Origin of the sequence: Streptomyces sp. NPDC001941, assembly GCF_040296945.1 — a bacterium.
In the GTDB taxonomy this organism is placed as follows: domain Bacteria; phylum Actinomycetota; class Actinomycetes; order Streptomycetales; family Streptomycetaceae; genus Streptomyces.
Genome location: NZ_JBEOYE010000053.1, coordinates 1 through 17,654 on the forward strand (window position 1 = coordinate 1; position 17,654 = coordinate 17,654).

Annotated in this window: 14 protein-coding genes; 4 read left to right on the top strand and 10 right to left on the bottom strand. The window is 72.8% G+C overall.

Annotated features, from left to right (window positions below; translation table 11 throughout):
• Nucleotides 1-49 precede the first annotated feature (49 nt).
• The 6 genes from ABT160_RS29565 to ABT160_RS29590 all read right to left on the bottom strand — a co-directional run bounded on the left by ABT160_RS29565 (nt 50) and on the right by ABT160_RS29590 (nt 8,095).
• A complete protein-coding gene (locus ABT160_RS29565; protein WP_351650948.1) occupies nt 50-2,458 on the bottom strand; it encodes an aminotransferase class I/II-fold pyridoxal phosphate-dependent enzyme in 2,409 nt (802 codons plus the stop codon).
• A complete protein-coding gene (hppD, locus tag ABT160_RS29570; RefSeq protein ID WP_351650949.1) occupies nt 2,455-3,468 on the bottom strand; it encodes a 4-hydroxyphenylpyruvate dioxygenase in 1,014 nt (337 codons plus the stop codon). Before hppD ends, ABT160_RS29565 begins: the two co-directional genes overlap by 4 nt.
• Nucleotides 3,469-3,565: 97 nt before the next feature.
• On the bottom strand, nt 3,566-5,149 hold the full coding sequence (locus ABT160_RS29575) for an MBL fold metallo-hydrolase (RefSeq protein WP_351650950.1): 1,584 nt from the start codon (nt 5,147-5,149) through the stop codon (nt 3,566-3,568).
• Nucleotides 5,150-5,446: 297 nt separating this feature from the next.
• Complete coding sequence (locus ABT160_RS29580; protein ID WP_502984325.1) at nt 5,447-5,974, bottom strand: YbaK/EbsC family protein; 528 nt, start codon at nt 5,972-5,974, stop codon at nt 5,447-5,449.
• 355 nt (nt 5,975-6,329) lie between these two features.
• Nucleotides 6,330-7,187, bottom strand: a complete 858-nt coding sequence (locus tag ABT160_RS29585) for an ABC transporter permease (protein ID WP_351650952.1) — start codon at nt 7,185-7,187, stop codon at nt 6,330-6,332.
• Complete coding sequence (locus tag ABT160_RS29590) at nt 7,184-8,095, bottom strand: ABC transporter ATP-binding protein (RefSeq protein ID WP_351650953.1); 912 nt, start codon at nt 8,093-8,095, stop codon at nt 7,184-7,186. Before ABT160_RS29590 ends, ABT160_RS29585 begins: the two co-directional genes overlap by 4 nt.
• 133 nt (nt 8,096-8,228) lie before the next feature.
• Here ABT160_RS29590 and ABT160_RS29595 point away from each other — a divergent pair, with 133 nt between their 5' ends.
• Together ABT160_RS29595 and ABT160_RS29600 are read left to right on the top strand one after the other, a co-directional pair.
• Nucleotides 8,229-9,440 (top strand): sensor histidine kinase, encoded by a 1,212-nt coding sequence (locus ABT160_RS29595; RefSeq protein WP_351650954.1) that lies wholly within the window; start codon nt 8,229-8,231, stop codon nt 9,438-9,440.
• Between the two features lie 70 nt (nt 9,441-9,510).
• Nucleotides 9,511-10,164 (top strand): response regulator transcription factor, encoded by a 654-nt coding sequence (locus ABT160_RS29600; protein ID WP_351650956.1) that lies wholly within the window; start codon nt 9,511-9,513, stop codon nt 10,162-10,164.
• Here ABT160_RS29600 and ABT160_RS29605 read toward each other — a convergent pair.
• Nucleotides 10,137-10,820 (bottom strand): 4'-phosphopantetheinyl transferase family protein, encoded by a 684-nt coding sequence (locus ABT160_RS29605; protein ID WP_351650958.1) that lies wholly within the window; start codon nt 10,818-10,820, stop codon nt 10,137-10,139. The two genes, ABT160_RS29600 and ABT160_RS29605, sit on opposite strands and share 28 nt — an antisense overlap.
• A 398-nt stretch (nt 10,821-11,218) precedes the next feature.
• Here ABT160_RS29605 and ABT160_RS29610 point away from each other — a divergent pair, with 398 nt between their 5' ends.
• A complete protein-coding gene (locus ABT160_RS29610; RefSeq protein WP_351650960.1) occupies nt 11,219-13,309 on the top strand; it encodes a glucose PTS transporter subunit IIA in 2,091 nt (696 codons plus the stop codon).
• A 141-nt stretch (nt 13,310-13,450) separates the two neighbouring features.
• On the top strand, nt 13,451-14,302 hold the full coding sequence (locus tag ABT160_RS29615; RefSeq protein ID WP_351650961.1) for a PRD domain-containing protein: 852 nt from the start codon (nt 13,451-13,453) through the stop codon (nt 14,300-14,302).
• 42 nt (nt 14,303-14,344) lie between these two features.
• Here ABT160_RS29615 and ABT160_RS29620 read toward each other — a convergent pair whose 3' ends face one another.
• The 3 genes from ABT160_RS29620 to ABT160_RS29630 all read right to left on the bottom strand — a co-directional run bounded on the left by ABT160_RS29620 (nt 14,345) and on the right by ABT160_RS29630 (nt 17,653).
• On the bottom strand, nt 14,345-15,142 hold the full coding sequence (locus ABT160_RS29620; RefSeq protein ID WP_351650962.1) for an alpha/beta fold hydrolase: 798 nt from the start codon (nt 15,140-15,142) through the stop codon (nt 14,345-14,347).
• Nucleotides 15,139-16,410, bottom strand: a complete 1,272-nt coding sequence (locus ABT160_RS29625) for an MFS transporter (RefSeq protein ID WP_351650963.1) — start codon at nt 16,408-16,410, stop codon at nt 15,139-15,141. The genes ABT160_RS29620 and ABT160_RS29625 overlap by 4 nt, the downstream gene beginning before the upstream one ends.
• Nucleotides 16,411-16,471: 61 nt before the next feature.
• Nucleotides 16,472-17,653 (bottom strand): serine hydrolase domain-containing protein, encoded by a 1,182-nt coding sequence (locus ABT160_RS29630; protein ID WP_351650964.1) that lies wholly within the window; start codon nt 17,651-17,653, stop codon nt 16,472-16,474.
• Nucleotide 17,654 lies beyond the last annotated feature (1 nt).

The window sequence follows — 17,654 nt, forward strand, 5'->3', positions numbered from 1 at the left end:
CGGGCGGCAACCGCCGCCCGGCACCAGCCGGGCGGCAACCGCCGCACGCTCATGTCCGGGTGCGGCCCGCCTCCTCCCGTACGAAGCGCGCCAGGCGCGCCACCCCGTCCGCGATCTGACTGTGCGTCAGGTAACTGACGGACAACCGCAGGGCGCGCTCCCCGCCGCCCTCGGGGTAGAAGTACGCCATCGGGGTCCAGATGACGCCGTACTCCTCGGCCGAGCGGGTCAGCGCGGCGTTGTCCGCGCGGAACGGCACGGTGACGGACAGGAAGAACCCGCCGCTCGGCTCGTTCCACCGCACGCCGAGCGCGGCGCGCTCGGCCGGCGGGAATGCCTCCTCCAGGGCCCGGAGCGTCACCCGCATCGCGTCGCCGTAGTACGCGGCCGTGGCCTCGTTCAGGTCGGTGGCGCGGCCGTCCGCGGTGAGCAGCATCCCGGCCACCAGCGCCTGGCTGACGGGCGAGGTGTTGACCGTCACCATGGACTTGATCTTGGCGAGTTCGCCGGCCAGCAGGCCGGTGCGCCCCTGGGCGTCCACCACCGGCTGGTCCGCGACGGCGAAGCCGACCCGGGCGCCGGGGAAGAGCGTCTTGGACAGCGAGCCCAGGTGCACCACCCGGTGCTCGCGGTCCAGGGACTTCAGGGTCGGCAGCTGGCGCCCCGGGCTGACCAGCCGGTAGGGGCTGTCCTCCAGGAGCAGCACGTCCTCGCGCGCGGCCAGTTCCAGCAGCTCGCGCCGGGTGTCGAGCGGCATCGTGGTGCCGGAGGGGTTGGAGTGGTCGGGGATCACGTAGAAGGCCCGGGGACGGCGCCCCCTGGCCCGCTCGGCCCGGATCGCCGCGGCCAGGTCGGCGCAGCGGAAGCCGCCCTCGGCCTCGGCCACCGCGACCGGGTGGACGTCGAGCAGCCGCGCCGCGCCGGTCACGCCGACGTAGCAGGGGCTGGAGACGAGCAGCACGTCCTCGGGGCCCCGGATCAGCGCCCGCACCGCGAGCAGCATCGCCTCCTGGGCCCCGACCGTGACGACGATGGACTCGGGCGCCACGTCGATGCCCTCGTCCTTGCGCAGCGAGTCCGCGATCAGTTCGCGGATCTGGCCGCTGGTGGGTCCGTACTGGAACAGCGCGGAGCGCACCTGTCCGGGCGTGGCGCCCGAGTCGCGCAGGTGGTCGAGGTAGCGGCGCAGGTAGGTGAAGATCTGCTCGGTCTCGAAGAAGCCGTCGTAGGGGCGCCCCGGCGCGAAGGAGACCGCGTCGGGGTAGCGGCCGGTGATCTCGTTGAGGAAGTTCATGGTGTCGAGGACCGGGTCGCTGACGCTGCCGTGCAGATCGCGCGCGTGCAGCACCGAGGGCCCCGGGCTCGCGGTGTCGTACGTGAACTCCGCCCCGGTTCCGAGGAGTTCGGGCCCGGCCTCACTGACCGCGCCGGTGCCGGTGAGGGCGAGGGCGTCGGTCAGCTCCTCCGTCAGCAGGGACAGCACGTGGGCGGCGCCCCGCTCCCCCGCGACGGCCAGGCCGTGCAGGACCGGGCGGCCCACGAGCACGGCGTCGGCGCCCAGGGCGAGCGCCGCCAGGACGTCCGCGCCGCGCCGCACCCCGCCGTCGACCAGCACCGGGCAGGCCCCGGCCACCGCGCCGGCCACGTCGGCCAGCACGTCCAGGGTGGCCGGGGCGCCGTCGAGCTGGCGGCCGCCGTGGTTGGAGACCACGATCCCGTCCACGCCCGCCGCCACCGCCCGCCGCGCGTCCTGCGCGCTGAGGACGCCCTTGACCAGCACCGGCAGGCTGCTGATGGAGCGCAGCCAGTCGACGACCGACCAGTCGAGCGCCGGGTCGAACTCGGCGAGCGCGTGTCCACTCGGCGAGTCGTAGCCGCCGCCCGGCAGGTTCGCCGGGGCCACCCCGGCGGGCAGCCGGAAGCCGTTGCGCTCGTCGCGCAGCCTGCGGCCGAGCCGGGGCGCGTCCACGGTGAGCACCAGCGCCTCGAAGCCGGCCCGTTCGGCCCGCTCCACCAGGGCCCGGGTCACGGCCCGGTCCCGGAAGCAGTACACCTGGAGCCACAGCGGCGCCGAGGCGGCGGCCGCGATGTCCTCGAAGGTGCGGCTCGCGAAGGTGCTGACGACCAGCGGCACCCCGGCGGCCCCGGCGGCGCGCGCCGTGGCGACCTCGCCCTCCGGGTCGGCGAGCGTGTGGTACGCCATCGGGGCGACGGCCACCGGGGCGGACCAGCCGCGCCCGAGGACCTCGGTCTTGGTGTCGGGCGCGCCGCGGCCGGTGAGCACCCGGGGCCGCAGCCGGACCCGGTCGAAGGCCGCCGTGTTGGCGGCCAGGGTGCGCTCGTCGCCCGCGCCGCCGTCCAGGAAGTCCCGTACGGCGGGCGTCAGGCGCGCGTGCGCCGCGGCGGCGTAGTCGGCGAGCGAGACGGGACGGGCGTCCGTGGTGTCGGTGGCGCTCATCCCGCGGTCAGCCGCTCGCGCTCCACGGCCTCGTACAGCGCGCGGATGTTGGAGCTGCCGAAGCCGCGCGAGCCCTGGCGCTGGATCAGCTCGAAGAAGAGCGTGTTGCGCTCGTACGGGGAGCGGCTGAAGAGCTGGAGCAGGTGCCCCCACTCGTCGCGGTCGGCGAGCACCTGGGTGTCGCGCAGCTCGTCGACGATCCCGCGCAGTCCCTCGAACCGCTCCACGAGCAGGTCGTAGTAGGAGTCGGGGGTGGTGAGGAAGTCGACGCCGCGGTCCCTGAACTCCCGTACGGCGGTGGTGATGTCGTCGACCAGGAAGGCCAGGTGCTGCACGCCGGGGCCGCCGTTGCGCTCCAGGAAGGAGTCGAGCTGGCCGGGGTCCTTGGCCGGGTCGGGGGCGACGAGGGTGAAGGTGGCTCCGCCGGTGGCGCTGCGCACGACGACGGAGTCCATCGCCTGGCCGCCGACGGCGACGTACTCGGAGTAGAAGCGGGAGAAGCCGAAGCCCTTCTGGTAGAAGTCCGCGTACTCCTCCAGCGTGCCGCCCGCCAGGCAGACGGCCACGTGGTCCAGGAGCCGGACGTGTCCGCCCGGCCGCCGGGCGGGCGCGGTCGAGGGGATCCAGTTGCGGCCGGCGGGCATCCGGTCGGCCGTCGCGGGTACGAGCGTGTGGACGACGGAGCCGAAGCCGGTGACGGCCGTGCCGCCGCGCGGCGATTCGGCGTCGCGGGCGCCCGCGAGCAGCGCGGCGTCCCGGGTGGCCGCCACGTCGTCGCAGGTGAAGGCGATGTCGGCGATCCCGTCGCCGTGTTCGTCGAGGAACTTCCAGATCCCGCGTCCCGAGGTGACGACCAGCTGGACGTCACCCTGTCCGAGCAGGATGGAGCTGCGGTCGACCTCGACGGAATCGGCGATGCGGGTGAAGCCCAGCGCGGACGTGAAGTGGTCGACGGCGGCGAGCTTGTCGCGGGTGAAGAGCTCCACGTACGCGATGTCTTGCACAACCACGAGAGAAACCTCCTGTTGGCTTGGGCGGGGCACCCGCGCCGCGTCGCGGCGTCACGGTGCCCCGCCCGGGGGATGTCACTGCGCGGTCAGCCGGTGGCTACCAGCGCCACTCCTGCTGCTTGAAGAGGTGACCGGCCTTGATGTCGCGGTCCTTGCACCAGGTCAGGAACTCCTCGATCTGCTTGATCTGGTAGGTGTCCTCGGTGTAGGTGGTGGCCATGACGTGGCCCAGCCAGTCCTCCTCGCCCATCGCGTAGACGTACGCCTCGCGGGCACCGAGCTCGGTCATGATGGCCGCGGCCTGCTCGGCGTTGGAGCCGGACAGCTTGCGGGAGTTGCTCATCTTCTTGGTGACCGGGACGGTCAGCAGGGCCTGGTAGAGCCAGGTCAGCGGGGCGCCGTCGCACTCCATGCCGAGGAAGGCGATGTCGGCGGTGCCCAGGTGGTTCTTGATGTAGCGGTAGAGGTTGGGCTCGATGCCGGAGGAGTCGGCGCCGATGAAGACCTTCTTGCCGGCCAGCTCGGCCCAGTAGGTGGACTTGGCGCGGATGTCCAGGTCGCAGTGCTCGCCGAGGAACGGCGTCGCGGTGACCTTGCCGCCGGGGAACTCGACCTCGTCGAAGTCGTCGACCTCGATGACGTTGAAGCCCTGGTGGCGCAGCATGAGCGCCATCGACGGGTCGGCCAGGTTGCCGCGCGAGGAGCGCGGGACGACGATCGCGCCGAGCCGGCCGCGCAGCTGGAGCAGGGTCTCCAGGACGATGTGGTCCTGGTGGCCGTGGGTGATCAGGACGAGGTCGATGTAGTCGGGCAGGTCGTCCAGCGTGTAGCGGTCGGTCTTGTCGCTGTCCGCGCTGATGAACGGGTCGGTGACGATGGCGGCCTCGGGCGTCTGGAGGACCAGGCAGGCGTGGCCGAAGTAGCGGATGCGGCCGCCGCCCTCGATGTGCCGGTCCTCGTTGAGGCTCGGCCGGTCGGTGAGCAGCGTGCGCAGCTGCTTGGCCTGGGCGTCGTCCAGGCCGAGGGCGTCGCGCAGGTGCGCCAGCGTGGTGGGGTGCACCCGGCTCCTGAACAGCTCGGCCAGGCCGTCGTGGCGGAACGGGATGTCCAGCTCCAGGACGTCCGGCGAGGGCAGCCGCGGGGTGCTGAGGATGAACGGGCGCTCGATGCCGGTCTCCAGGGAGAGCTGCACCGACTGGCGCTGCTCCTGGTAGACGCTGCTCTTGTAGACGACCGGCTCCATGAAGCGCATCTGCGCCTGGTTGTCGGTGTCGTACGCGAGCTCCACCAGGCCGCCGAGCTCGGCGGGGAGCTTGGGGTAGAGCGGGGTCAGGTCGAAGCCGGTGGCGTTGGCGCGCAGGATCTCCTGCCCTGCGGCTATCGCCTCGGCGAACTTGAGCATGTCGGCCCGGTCGCGCTTGATCGCGGCGAGCAGGTCGCGCACCTCGTCGGCGCGCTCCTCCGGGATGTTGATGAAGTAACCGCCGCGCAGCTCCGGGTTGTTGGAGGCGGCCACGTGCACCTGGGGCGACTGCAGGTACGACTCCAGGAGCGGTACCTGGAGGAACGCCAGGTTCATCGCCGCCTGGACCGGCGCGATGGTGTAGGGCCAGGCGAAGAACCTGTCCACGAGCGGCTCGATGATGGCTTGGGACTTCAGGTACAGCTGCTCGTCAGCCATGGGTGTGCTTTCCCTCCGAGAGAACCGAAGAACAGGACCGCCCGGAGCGCACGCATTTCGGGTGCACAAGGCGCAGTAGCGGACCGTGGGTGGAGAACGAATTTCGATGGATCGGCGGACCCGCTTTCTTCGTCCACCGCGGATCCTGCCGGAACAGAATGGCCCGGCGGGGCGCCCCGCTCAACAGCTCTGGGCTGAACAGCACGAAGAGTGAAATCCCGGTGGAACGGCGGGCGTTCAACCGCTGCCGGGACCCGGTTGAACGCCCGGTGAGCACGCCGGATTCGTACGCCCGGCTCAGGCGGCGATCGGCGCGACCGTGGGCCCGGCCAGTTCCAGGTAGTCGGGGACGGCGAGGGCGACGGACAGGTCCAGGCGGCCCGCGTTGAAGTAGATCTCGTCGTGGACGAGCAGCCCCTCGTCGACGAGGAGGTCCAGCTCGGGCGAGAATGCGAACGGCGTGATGGAGCCGCTGACGCTGCCGGCCAGCCGCTCGGCCACCGCCCGGTCGGCGAACGAGGCCTCGCGCCCGCCGTAGCGCTCGGCCAGGGCGGCCAGGTCCACCCGGCGGTCGCCCGGCACCACGGCCAGTACGTACCGCCTCGACCGCTTGCCGGTTGCCACCCGTACGACGAGGGACTTGGCGGCCTGCTCCAGCGGGTGCCTGCGCAGCACGCTGGCGGCCTCGGTGGAGCCCTCGGGGCGGTGCGCGATCACCCGGAAGGCGACGGTGCCGGACGCGAACATCTCGCTGAGCCGGCGGAAGGCGTCCGGGGCGTCCTCCGTGCCCCCTGGTATGTCTCCGGATGTGTCTCCTGGTGTCATGTCTCCGGGTACGTCGGTGGCTCTTCCGGCGGGTCTTTCGGCATTCCTGTGCACATCGCCTCCGCGGCAGTGGTCCGGGGAAAGGGGGAGAGAGCAAAAAGGGGAAGGGGAATACGCGACGATCGTGAGCGTCGCTCATCCTAGGAATACCGCCGTGTCGCGTCATGCGTTCAACTGCGGTTGAACGGAATCCGCGCACCCACCGCCGGTGAATTCCCCCGGGAACGACGAAGCCGCCGCCGGTGGTCCGGCGACGGCTTTCCGCGTACGGGGGAATCTGCGGGGGGAATCCTCTGTGGGGAGTCCTTGTGGGGGGTCCTCGTGGGGGGAGTTCTCGTGGGGGGTGGGAAGGGCCTCACTGGTCCCTGCGCTGCACGGCGAAGACCGTGATGACCACGGACACCAGGGCCCACACCGCGTACACGGCCCACGCCCCGGACTCCGACCAGGGGAAGTGCGCGGGCTTCTCGACGACCTGGATCAGCCGCGCCCATGCGCTGTAGGGCAGCAGGTGGTCCACCACGGCCGTGCCGTAGTGGTCGTCGCTGACGCCCATCGGCACCAGGAGCAGCAGCGCGAAGCTGACGCCCATCGTGGCGGCGCTGGCCCGGACGAGCGCGCCGACGGCCATGCCCACCAGCGCGGCGACCGGGGCGGCGAGCGCCGAGCCGAGCAGCGAGGGGATCACGCCGGTGTCGGTGAGCGACAGGCCCGCGTCGCGACCGGACAGGATCGCCTGGGTGAGCCAGAACGAGCCCAGCGCGGCGGCCAGTCCGAGGCCGGTCGTCACCACGGTGACGACGAGGACCTTGGCGCTCATCACGGAGCGGCGGGCGGGCACGGCCGTGAAGGTCGTACGGATCAGACCGGTGCCGTACTCGCCGACGACCGTGAGGGCGCCGATCGCGCTCGCGGTGAGCATCAGGCACAGCACGGCGGCGTCCGTGAAGGAGTCCAGCATCGCCCAGTTGGGCATGAACTCGGCCTTCTGCTGGGCGCTCCAGCTCGGCCAGTTGCTGTAGTCGTTGTACGCGGTGAAGACGTTGAAGCCGATGATGGCGAGGGCGCTGCCCAGGAACGCCCAGGGCGTCGAGCGCAGCGACCAGAGCTTGATCCACTCCGCGGCCACCAGGTCGACGAAGCGGGCGCGCGGCTCGGCCGGGGCGGCGGGCCGCACGGGCGTGGACGCGGGGGGCGTGGCGGTCACGGTCATCGGGTCTCTCCTGCGGCGTACTCGACGCTGTCGGCGGTCAGTTCCATGAAGGCCGCTTCCAGCGACGCGGTGTGGGGGGTCAGTTCGTGCACGGGCACCATGTGCTGGAAGGCCAGGTCGCCGATGCGGGACGCGCTCAGGCCGCTGACGGTCAGGGAGTTGTCGGTGTGCGGCTCGACGGAGGCGCCCTCGTCGGCGAGCACGGTGCGCAGCGCGGCGACGTCGGGCGTGCGCACGGTGACGCTCTGCCGGGTGCCCCGGGCCGCGAAGTCCTTGAGGCTCTCGGCGGCGATCAGCCGGCCCCGGCCGATGACGACGAGGTGGTCGGCGGTGTTCTCCATCTCCGACATCAGGTGGCTGGAGACGAACACGGTGCGCCCCTCGGCGGCGAGCCGGTGGAACAGGCCCCGCACCCACTTCACGCCCTCGGGGTCCAGGCCGTTGAGCGGCTCGTCGAACAGCAGCACCGGCGGGTCGCCGAGCAGCGCGGTGGCGATGCCGAGCCGCTGCTTCATACCGAGGGAGTAGCCGCCGATGCGGCGGTCGCCCGCGTCGCCGAGGCCGACCTCCTCCAGGACGTCGTCGACCCGGCGGCGCGGCAGACGGTTGCTGACGGCCAGCGCCCCCAGGTGGGCCCGGGCGGTGCGCCCGCCGTGCACGTCGTGCGCGTCGAGGAGCGCGCCGACGTGGCGCAGTCCGCGCGGCCGGTCGGCGAAGGGCCTGCCGTCGATGGTGACGCTGCCGCTGGTGGGCCGGTGGAGTCCCAGCATCATGCGCAGGGTGGTGCTCTTGCCCGCGCCGTTGGGGCCCAGGAAGCCGGTGACGTGACCGGGGCGCACCGTGAAGGTGAGGTCGCTGACCGCGTCCTTCGGACCGTACCTCTTGGTGAGTTCGCTGACTTCGATCATGTGCAACATCGTGGCCCGGAGCCCCCCGGGGCGTCATCGGTCCACCGCGGACAATCGGTGAACGCCCTTGTCGACCACGGTTGTACAACCGGGGTCCGATCCCCCCTCCGCGCACGGCGGTTACGATCAGTGCATGCCTGCCACCACGCGTCACCACCTGGCGGAGCGGGTTCCTCCGGGTCTGTGGAGCGGCGCCGCCTGGTGCGCGGCGGCCCTCTTCCCCCTCGTCTGGCCGCAGTCGGCGGCCCGCGACGGGGCGGCTCCGCCCCCGGGCGCCCTGGACACCCTGTGGGGCCAGTCGTTCCTCGCCCTGTCGGCCGTCCTCGCACTGACCGGCTGCGCCCTCCTGGAGCGGGCCGCCCGCACGGGCTTCGGGCTGCTCCTCGCGGGGACGGCCGCCTTCGCGCTGGCGTGGCGCCAAGGGGAGGTACCCGCACCGCAGTTCGCGGCCGTGGACATCGCGCTGGGCGTCGTCGCGGCGTCCCGGCCGCGCCGCGCCTCGCTGCCGTTCGCCGCCGCCGCGCTCGCCCTGCCGGCCGTCTTCCTCGTCGTACGGCTGGTGACCACGGGCGAGGCCGGGACGCCGTCGGAGCCCTTCGTGGCCCTCACCGTCGTCGTCGCCTGGCTCGTCGGCAACTCCGTCCACCAGTCACGCGACTACGCCGAGCGGCTGCGGGCACAGCTCGCGGAGCAGATCACGGCCCGCGCGGTGACCGCCGAACGCCTGCGGATCGCCCGCGAGTTGCACGACATGGTGGCCCACAGCATGGGCATCGTCGCGCTCCAGGCAGGCGCCGCGGCGCGCGTGGTGGCCACCCGGCCCGAGGACGCGCGCACCGCGATGCTCGCCGTGGAGAGCGCGGGCCGCGAGACCCTGTCGGGCCTGCGCCGGATGCTGGTGGCCCTGCGCGCCGCGGACGACGAGGGTGACGACGCAGGTGGCGCGCCACTGGCCCCGGTCGCGGGCCTGGACCACGTGGAGCGCCTGGCGGGGGCGACGACCGCCGCGGGCGTGCGGGTGCGGGTGGCGTGGAAGGGCGAACGCAGGCCGCTGCCCCCGGAGATCGACCTGTCGGCGTTCCGCATCGTCCAGGAGTCCGTCACCAACGTGGTGCGCCACGCGGCGGTCGACTCCTGCGACGTGACCCTGGAGTTCACCGAGCGCGACCTGTCGGTGGAGGTCCTGGACCGGGGGCGCGGCGACGGCTCGTCGGCGGGCACCGGATACGGTCTGGCGGGGATGCGCGAGCGCGTCGCGCTGCTGCACGGCGAGTTCAGCGCGGGACCGCGCCCCGACGGCGGCTTCCGCGTCGCCGCGCGCTTGCCCGTACCGTCCCCGTCGTAAGCCATAAGCCGTAAGCGATAAGTCGTGAGCCGAGAGTCGCAGGCCACAAGCCGTAATCCGTAGGAGATACATGTCCGTCCGCGTCCTGCTCGTCGACGACCAGCCGCTCGTCCGCACCGCCCTGCGCATGGTGATCGCCGAGTCCGACGACCTGGAGGTGGTGGGCGAGGCGGGCACCGGGGACGAGGCCCTGGAGGTGGCGGCGGAGCAGCGGCCCGACGTCGTGGTGATGGACGTGCGGATGCCCGGCATGGACGGCATCGAGGCGACCCGCCGGCTCACCGCGGAGGACGGCGGCCCGCACGTGATCGTCCTGACGACCTTCGACGAGGACGAGTACGTGTACGGGGCGCTGCGCGCGGGCGCGTCCGGCTTCCTCGTCAAAGACATGGCCCTGGACGACATCCTGGCCGCCGTGCGCGTCGTCGCCTCCGGTGACGGCCTGCTCGCGCCCGCCGTCACCCGGCGCCTGATCAAGGAGTTCGCGAACCGGCCCGAGGCGCCCGCGGTGCCCGCCGGGCGGCTGTCCGCGCTGACCGAGCGCGAGCGCGAGGTGCTCACGCTGGTGGGCCGGGGCCTGTCGAACACGGAGCTGGCGGCCGAGCTGCACATCAGCGTGGCCACCGCGAAGACCTACGTCACCCGCCTGCTGTCGAAGCTGGACGCCCGCGACCGCGTCCAGCTGGTGATCACCGCCTACGAGACGGGGCTCGCGGGCCGCTGATCCAGCGCGTGCCACAGCCGTACGCCTCCGGGGGCGCCCGCTCCCCGTACCGCCACGGCCGCCGCCGCGCCGGGGCCCGCCGGCAGCTCCGTGACCGTCCAGCCCGGCGGGTCGACGGTCAGGTCGTCCAGGGCCAGCGAGCGCCCGAGGCCGGTGCCCAGGCCCTTGAGGTAGGCCTCCTTGCGGGCCCAGGTCCGGGCGAAGGCACCGGCCCGCCCGTCCGGCGCGGCCGCCTCCACCACCGCCCGTTCGGCCGGGTGCAGCAGCGGCACCACCTCGGTGAGCGTGGCCTGTGCGGGCTCCGGCTCCACGTCCACGCCCACCGGCCCGGCGGCGACCCCGATCACGACCAGGTCGCCCCGGTGCGAGAGCGAGAACTGCGGAGCGCCCTCCGTCCCTTCGAGCACGGGCCGCCCGTGCGGGCGCCCGCAGCAGGGGCAGTCCGCCCGCCCGAAGCGCAGCCGTGCCGGGTCGGCGCCGGTGCGCGCGGCGAGGACCGTGCGCAGCGCGTGGTGGGCGAAGGCGTAGCGCGCCCGGTCGCGGGGCCGGGCGAACACGGCGAGACGGGCCCGTTCCGCGGCGTCGAGCAGCCCGTCACCGGGCCCCCGCGCGGGAACGCGCAGCAGCCACACCTCTGGGTGCTCGATGGGGAACACGGGACCTCGCAGGACGGCCGGGGCGACGGACGCGGTGACGCTACCGGGGAACGCGGCGCGGCGGAGCAGCGGTTGAACACCCCGCACGCGGGCGGCCGGGTCCGGGACGGACGGCCCCGCGCACACGCCGGAGCGCCTGGCCCGTTGCACGCTTACCCGGTGCTAACATGGCGCTCGATCGATCTCGATCAACAGGATTGTTACTCCCCGAGGACGTCGTCGACGTCGCCCCGTGCGACGGACGAAGGCGGACCGCCTGAGGGGAGGCAAGGCCTGGGAAGCGCCGTTGGCGCGTCCCGGGCCTTTTTTGTTGCCCCGGTGGGGGTGGCTCCGGTCCTGGCGCGAGAGGTCGATGACCGACGCTGGACGGCGCGAGCCGAGGGATGCAAGGACGCATCATGAACACACCCGCAACGGAGCCCAGGACGCTCGCGGAGGAGATCCTCCGCGGTGTCGGCGGGGCCGGGAACATCGAGAGCCTGACGCACTGCGCCACGCGGCTGCGCTTCCAGCTCCACGACGGCGGCAAGGTCGACAAGGCCGCGCTCGACCGCCTCGACGGCGTGATGGGCACGGTGGCGCAGTCCGGCGACCGCTTCCAGATCGTGGTCGGCGGCGCCGTCGCGAACCTGTACGCCAAGATCATGGACCTGCCGTCGATGAGCGGCGGCGGCACGGCGCGGCCCAAGTCGGACGCCGACGTCAAGGCCGAGATGCGGGCCAGGAGCCGGGGCCGCTTCGCCTGGGTCGACAACTTCTTCGAGTACCTCTCGGACTCGTTCCGCCCGCTCATGGGCGTGCTGCTCGGCTCCTCGCTGATCATCGCGATCGCCTCGGTGCTCGACGCCCTCGGCGTGGTCGACTTCCGGGCCGCGGACAAGTCGGCGACCTGGGTGTTCGTCGACGCGATGTGGCGCTCGGTGCTGTACTTCCTGCCGATCATGGTCGCGTACAACGCCGCCAAGAAGCTGCGGATCGACCCGTGGGTGGGTGCGGCCGTGATGGCCGCGGTGATGACCCCGAACTTCACCGGCATGCTCAACAAGGACTCCGGGATCCCCGGAGTGACCTGCACCACCAACCAGACCCTGGGCACCCAGGAGTGCGTGGCGCACGTCTTCGGGCTGCCGATGCAGCTCAACGACTACGGCGGCCAGGTCTTCGTACCGCTGCTGATGGTCGCCGTGCTGGCGCTGGTCTACAAGGGCCTGCAGCGCGTCTTCCCGGAGAACGTGCACATGGTCTTCGTACCGTTCTTCAGCATGCTGATCATGATCCCGGTCACCGCCTTCCTGATCGGCCCGCTGGGCGTCTGGGCCGGCAACGGCCTCGGTGAGGGCCTCTCCTGGCTCAACAACAACGCGCCGATCGTCTTCGCGATCATGATCCCGCTGATCTACCCGTTCCTGGTGCCGCTGGGCCTGCACTGGCCGCTCAACGCCCTGATGCTGCAGAACATCAGCACCCTCGGCTACGACTTCATCCAGGGCCCCATGGGCGCGTGGAACTTCGCCTGCTTCGGCGCCACCGCCGGCGTGCTGCTGCTCTCGGTCCGCCACCGGGAGAAGGAGATGCGGCAGACCGCGACCGGCGCACTGGCCGCGGGCCTGTTCGGCGGCATCTCCGAGCCCTCGCTGTACGGCATCCACCTGCGCTTCAAGCGGATCTACCCCCGCATGCTCGTCGGCTGCCTCGTGGGCGGTGTGATCGTCGGCGTCATGGGCGGCGTGGACACCAACGCCTTCGCCTTCACCTCGCTGCTCACCATCCCGGTCTTCGACCCGAAGGTGACCTACGTCATCGCGATCGCCGCGGCCTTCTTCACCTCGATGGCCCTCGTGGTCCTCTCGGACTTCCGCACCAAGGAGGACCGCGCCCAGGTCAACGCCGAGCGCGACGCCGCCGAGGCGGACGCGCGCGGTGAGGGCGCCCCGGCCGAGGAGCGCGAGCTCGCCACCGTCGGTGCCGCCTCCGCCGCGGCCGGGACCGTGAGGGCGGCGGGCACGGGCGCCTCGGCCACCGCCACCGACGGACCCGTCGTCCAGCTCGGCGCCCCGGTGAGCGGCCGGGTGACCGGCCTCGACGAGGTCCCCGACCCCGTCTTCGCCTCCCGCGCCCTTGGCGAGGGCGTCGCCATCGAGCCGGTCGACGGACGGGTCGTCGCCCCGGTCGCCGGTGAACTGGTCACGGTCGCCCAGACCGGCCACGCCTTCGGGATCCGCACCCCGGAGGGCGTCGAGGTGCTCGTCCACGTCGGCATCGACACGGTGAAGATGAAGGGCGAGGGCTTCGACGTGCGCGCCGAGTCCGGTGCGAAGGTCGCGGCCGGTGACCTGCTGGTCGAGGTCGACCTCGACGCCGTACGGGCCGCGAAGCACCCGACCCTCACCCTGATGACGGTCACCAACACCGCGGACCTCGCGTCCGTCGAGCCGCACGCCGGGCAGGACGTCGCCGCCGGAGCGCCGGTGGTGACCGTCAGGCGGTGACGGGAGTCACAGCACCGCGGCGCGGGTGCGCGTCCCACTCCGGGGCGCGCACCCGCGCCGCGTCGTCCGCGTGGACCGGCCACGGCCGGCGATGCGGGATCATGGGCAGGACTGGACGGCGTACGGAAGGGAGGACCGGCCGTGAAGGCGTTGCGCGTCCTCAACAACAATGTGGTGCTGGCCCGTGACGACAAGGGCCAGGAGGTCATCCTCACCGGGCGGGGCATCGGCTTCGGCTCCCGTCAGGGCAAGCCCATCGACCCCGCCCTGATCGTCCGCGTCTTCGTGCCCGACGACGGCCGCGACCCCGACCACCTGGCCGAGTCGCTCGCCCTGGTGGACGAGGAGGTGCTGCGGGCCGTCGTCATCGCGCTCGGCGAGGCCGGCATCGAGGGCCGCGAGTCCACCCGCCCGACGCTCGCCGTCGCCGTCGCCGACCACGTGGCGGGCGCGCTCGCCAGGGCCGAGCGCGGCGTCGTCGTCGAGTACCCGCTGCGCGCCGAGACGCGGACGCTGTACGCCGACGAGTACGCCCAGGCGGAGCGGCTGCTGAAGGCCATCAACGAGCGGGTCGACCCGAAGCTGGACGAGGGCGAGACCACCGCGCTGGCGCTGCACCTGGTGAACGCGGGCTTCGCCTCGGGCGACCTCTCCTTCACGTACACCATGACCGGCGTCATCCAGCAGATGCTCGCGATCGTGGGCGAGCGGCACGGCGTGGACGTCTCCCGCGAGTCGATGAACGCGGCGCGCTTCATCACGCACGTCCGCTACCTGTTCGTACGCATCCAGCAGCACAAGCAGCTCACCGGGCACGAGTCGACGATCGGCAAGGGCATCCGCCGCCACTACCCGGAGGCGACCAGGACCGCCCAGCAGCTGGCGACCATCGTCCAGCTGCGGCTGGGCGCGCCGCTGAGCGAGGACGAGGTCTCCTACCTGGCGCTGCACGTGGCACGGATGACGGCCCAGCCGGACGGCACGGCCGCGTAGGACCCGGCGCGACCCGGGCCCCGCGCGGCCGTGCCCCGGGTCCTACGCCAGGAACTCCTGCACCACCTTCAGGAGTTCCTCGGGCTTCTCCGTCGCCGCCGCGTGGCCGGAGTCGATCTCGACGTAGCTGCTACCGGGGATCGCGGCGTGGAACTCCCGCGCGTAGCGCACCGGGACCAGCTGGTCCCGGGTCATGCCGACGATCAGCGTCCGTGCGGTGATCCGGTCGACGTAGTGGCTGATGTCGACCTCGCTGACGAAGTCGACCAGGGCCACCATGCCCTCGGTCGGGGCGAGCCCGGCCCGCAGGGACAGCCGCTCGGGCGGGCTCATCGCGTCGATGAACTCGTCGGAGAGCACGTGCATCAGCGTGTACTCGGCGAAGGCGTTGGCGTCGGTGTCCGCCAGCTTGCGCCAGGTGCGGGCGAGCAGGCGCTGCCACGGGCGGCGGTAGTGCGTGAAGCCGCCCAGCAGGACCGCGCGGCGTACCCGCTCCGGCGCCCGGGCCGCCGCCGCGGCGGCGACGACGGCCCCCGTGGAGATGCCGAAGAGGTCGACCGGGCCGTCCACGGCGTCCGCCGCCGCGGCCAGCACCTGGTCGGCCAGCATGTCGACGTCCACCTTGCCCTCGGCGGGCAGCGGGGTCAGGGTGCTGCCGGAGTAGCCGGGGATGACGGTGCGGCGGTGGGCGGTGAACTCGTCGAGCAGGCCCGCGAAGCTGGTCTCGGGGTGCCCGGTTCCGCCGTGGACGAGGACCAGGCTCGTACCGTCCCCCTCGCCCTGGACGTAGTAGCCGACCGGGATGCCGTCGACGTCGATCGTGTGCCGGGTCATGGTCATGAGGCGGTGGTCCTGTTCTCTTGGGGGCCGCCGTCCCGGCCCGCGGGCCGCTCGGCGTCGCCGGGGAGCGGCGCGCCGGGTGCGGCGGCCCTGCCGGGGCGCGAGAGCAGCCAGACGAGGAGGCAGGCGGCGGCGGCGAAGGCGGCCGCGACGGGCAGGAGCAGGGCCGCGGAGCGGGTGAGGACGGCCGCGCCGATGAGGCTGGCGGCGAAGTTGCCCAGGTAGGCGGCCGAGGTGTTGAGCGAGGTGACCAGGGAGGCGCCGCCCGCAGGGGCGAAGGTGATGACGCGGTGCTGCTGCGGTCCCATCACCGCGTACGACACGACGCCGCTGAGCGCGGTGGCGACGGCCGCGAGGACGAAGTCCTCCCGGACGGCCAGCATCAGCAGGAAGACGGCGACCATGCCCGCCGTGGCGCCGATGACGACGCGCCGGGGGTCGGTGCGGTCGGCCAGCGCGCCCGCGCCCAGGTTGCCCGCGGTGGCCGCGACGCCGAACACCATGAGCAGCAGGGCGAGCTTGTCCTGGCTGCCGTCGAGGGCCGGGGCGAAGACGGCGCTCATGTAGGTGAAGGGCAGGAAGATGCCGATGAAGGCGAACAGGGTGACGACCAGGACCCGCAGGACCCTGCGGTCCGTCAGCGGCGCCAGGCGTTCGCGCAGGTCGGTGCTCTGGTCCAGGCGCACCGAGGGCAGCAGTACGGCGACGACCGCCGCGACGACGGCCGCGATGGCGGCGACGAACCAGATGGCGGCCTGCCAGCCCCACGCGCCGCCGATGAAGGTGCCCAGCGGGGCGCCGAGCACCAGCGCGAGCGTCGCCCCCGCGGTGACCATGGCGATGGCCCTGCCGCGGTGCTTGTCGCCCGCCAGGTGGGCGGCCGTGGCCACCGCGCTGGCCATGAACATCGCCGCGCCCGCGCCCGCGAGCACGCGGGAGGCGAGGACCAGCGCGTAGGTGTGCGCCGAGGCGGTCACGGCGTTGCCCGCGGCGAGGAGCGCCACGCCGACGACCAGGACCCGGCGCCGCGGCCAGCGGCCGGTCAGCGCCGCGAGGACCGGGCCCGAGAAGGCGTACGCGAGCGAGAACAGGCTCACCAGCTGCCCGGCGGCGCCGGTGCTCACGTCCAGTGTGTGGCTGATCTCGGGCAGCAGCCCGACGATGATGAAGCCGTCGGTGCCGACCACGAAGGCGCCGAGCGCCAGGATCGCCGTCCGTGCGCGCCAGGGCGGGACGGGTGCCGTGTCGGTCTCTTCCGTCTGTGTCACCGTGATGCGACCTTTCGTCGTTCTTCCGTGCTGTGGTGGTGCGGTGGTGGCTCGTGCCGGTTCACGCGGCGTCCTCGGCGTCCCCGGCGGGTGCGACCGCGGCGACGGCGGCGCGTGCCAGCCGGGCCGCGCGGTCGTCGGTCTTCGCGTACTGGTCGAGGCGGTTGTTCAGCTGCGGCGAGGTGTAGGCGAAGGAGAGGTCGTGGCCCGGGACGGCGAGGACGAGCGCGCAGTCCTGCCCGTAGTGCCCGAAGGACGCCACCTCGGTACCGGCCTGCGGCAGGTGGCGGTCGGGCAGCATGAAGCCCTCCGCGTAGGCCCGCTCGCGGGCGAAGACCCGGTCCGTGCCGCGCCGCCGCAGCCGGGTGGCGCGCCGCAGGGTGTCGGCGTTCCACAGGCGCACGCCGTCGACCGGGCCGAGGGTGGCGGCGAGGACGCGGGCCAGCGGCCGGGCGGCGGAGACGGCGTTGCAGCCGGGTATCTCCGCGCCGAGGTAGCGCATGGTGCGTTCGGCGTCGAGCAGGTTCGGGTTCAGCTGGGACCTGCTGAGCAGCGAGGAGCTGTCGTCGAGCAGGTGCAGGACCTCCGCGGCGGTGGCGGTGCCCGCCTGCCCCGAGGTGCGGAACGACTCGACGCGGCCGAAGTGTTCGGGACCGACGCCGATGCGCACCTCGGCGCCGAGCGGCCGGCGGAACTCCTCCTCGAAGAGCTCGTCCACGCTCTTGCCGGTGGCCCGCCGCAGGGACTCGCCCACGCCCCAGCCGAAGGTGAGGTCGTGGTAGCCGTGGTCGGTGCCCGGTTCCCAGTACGGGCGCTGGGCGGCCAGCGCCTCGACGGCCGGGTACCAGTCGATGACGTCGTCGACGTCCAGGCGCCGGTCCACCCCGACCAGCCCGGCCTGGTGGGCCAGGAAGGTCGCCAGTGTGACGTCCTGCTTGCCCTCGGCGGCGAAGGCGGGCCAGATCCGCGCCATGGGGGCGTCGATGTCGATGACGCCGCGCTCGTGCAGGGCGTGCGCCACGACGGCCAGCAGCGCCTTGCTGACCGAGCGGACGATCTGCAGCCGGTCCTCCCCGCGGTCCCTGGAGCGCAGCCACGCGCGCTCGCGGCCCGCGACGTAGACGCACAACTCGGCACCTGAGTCAGCGCCTTCCTCGTGCAGCCGCTCGAACTCGGCCGCCAGTGGCAGGAATTCCTCCGCTGCGGTGCCCACGACGTGGGGCGTGTCGACGGCGGTGGCCATG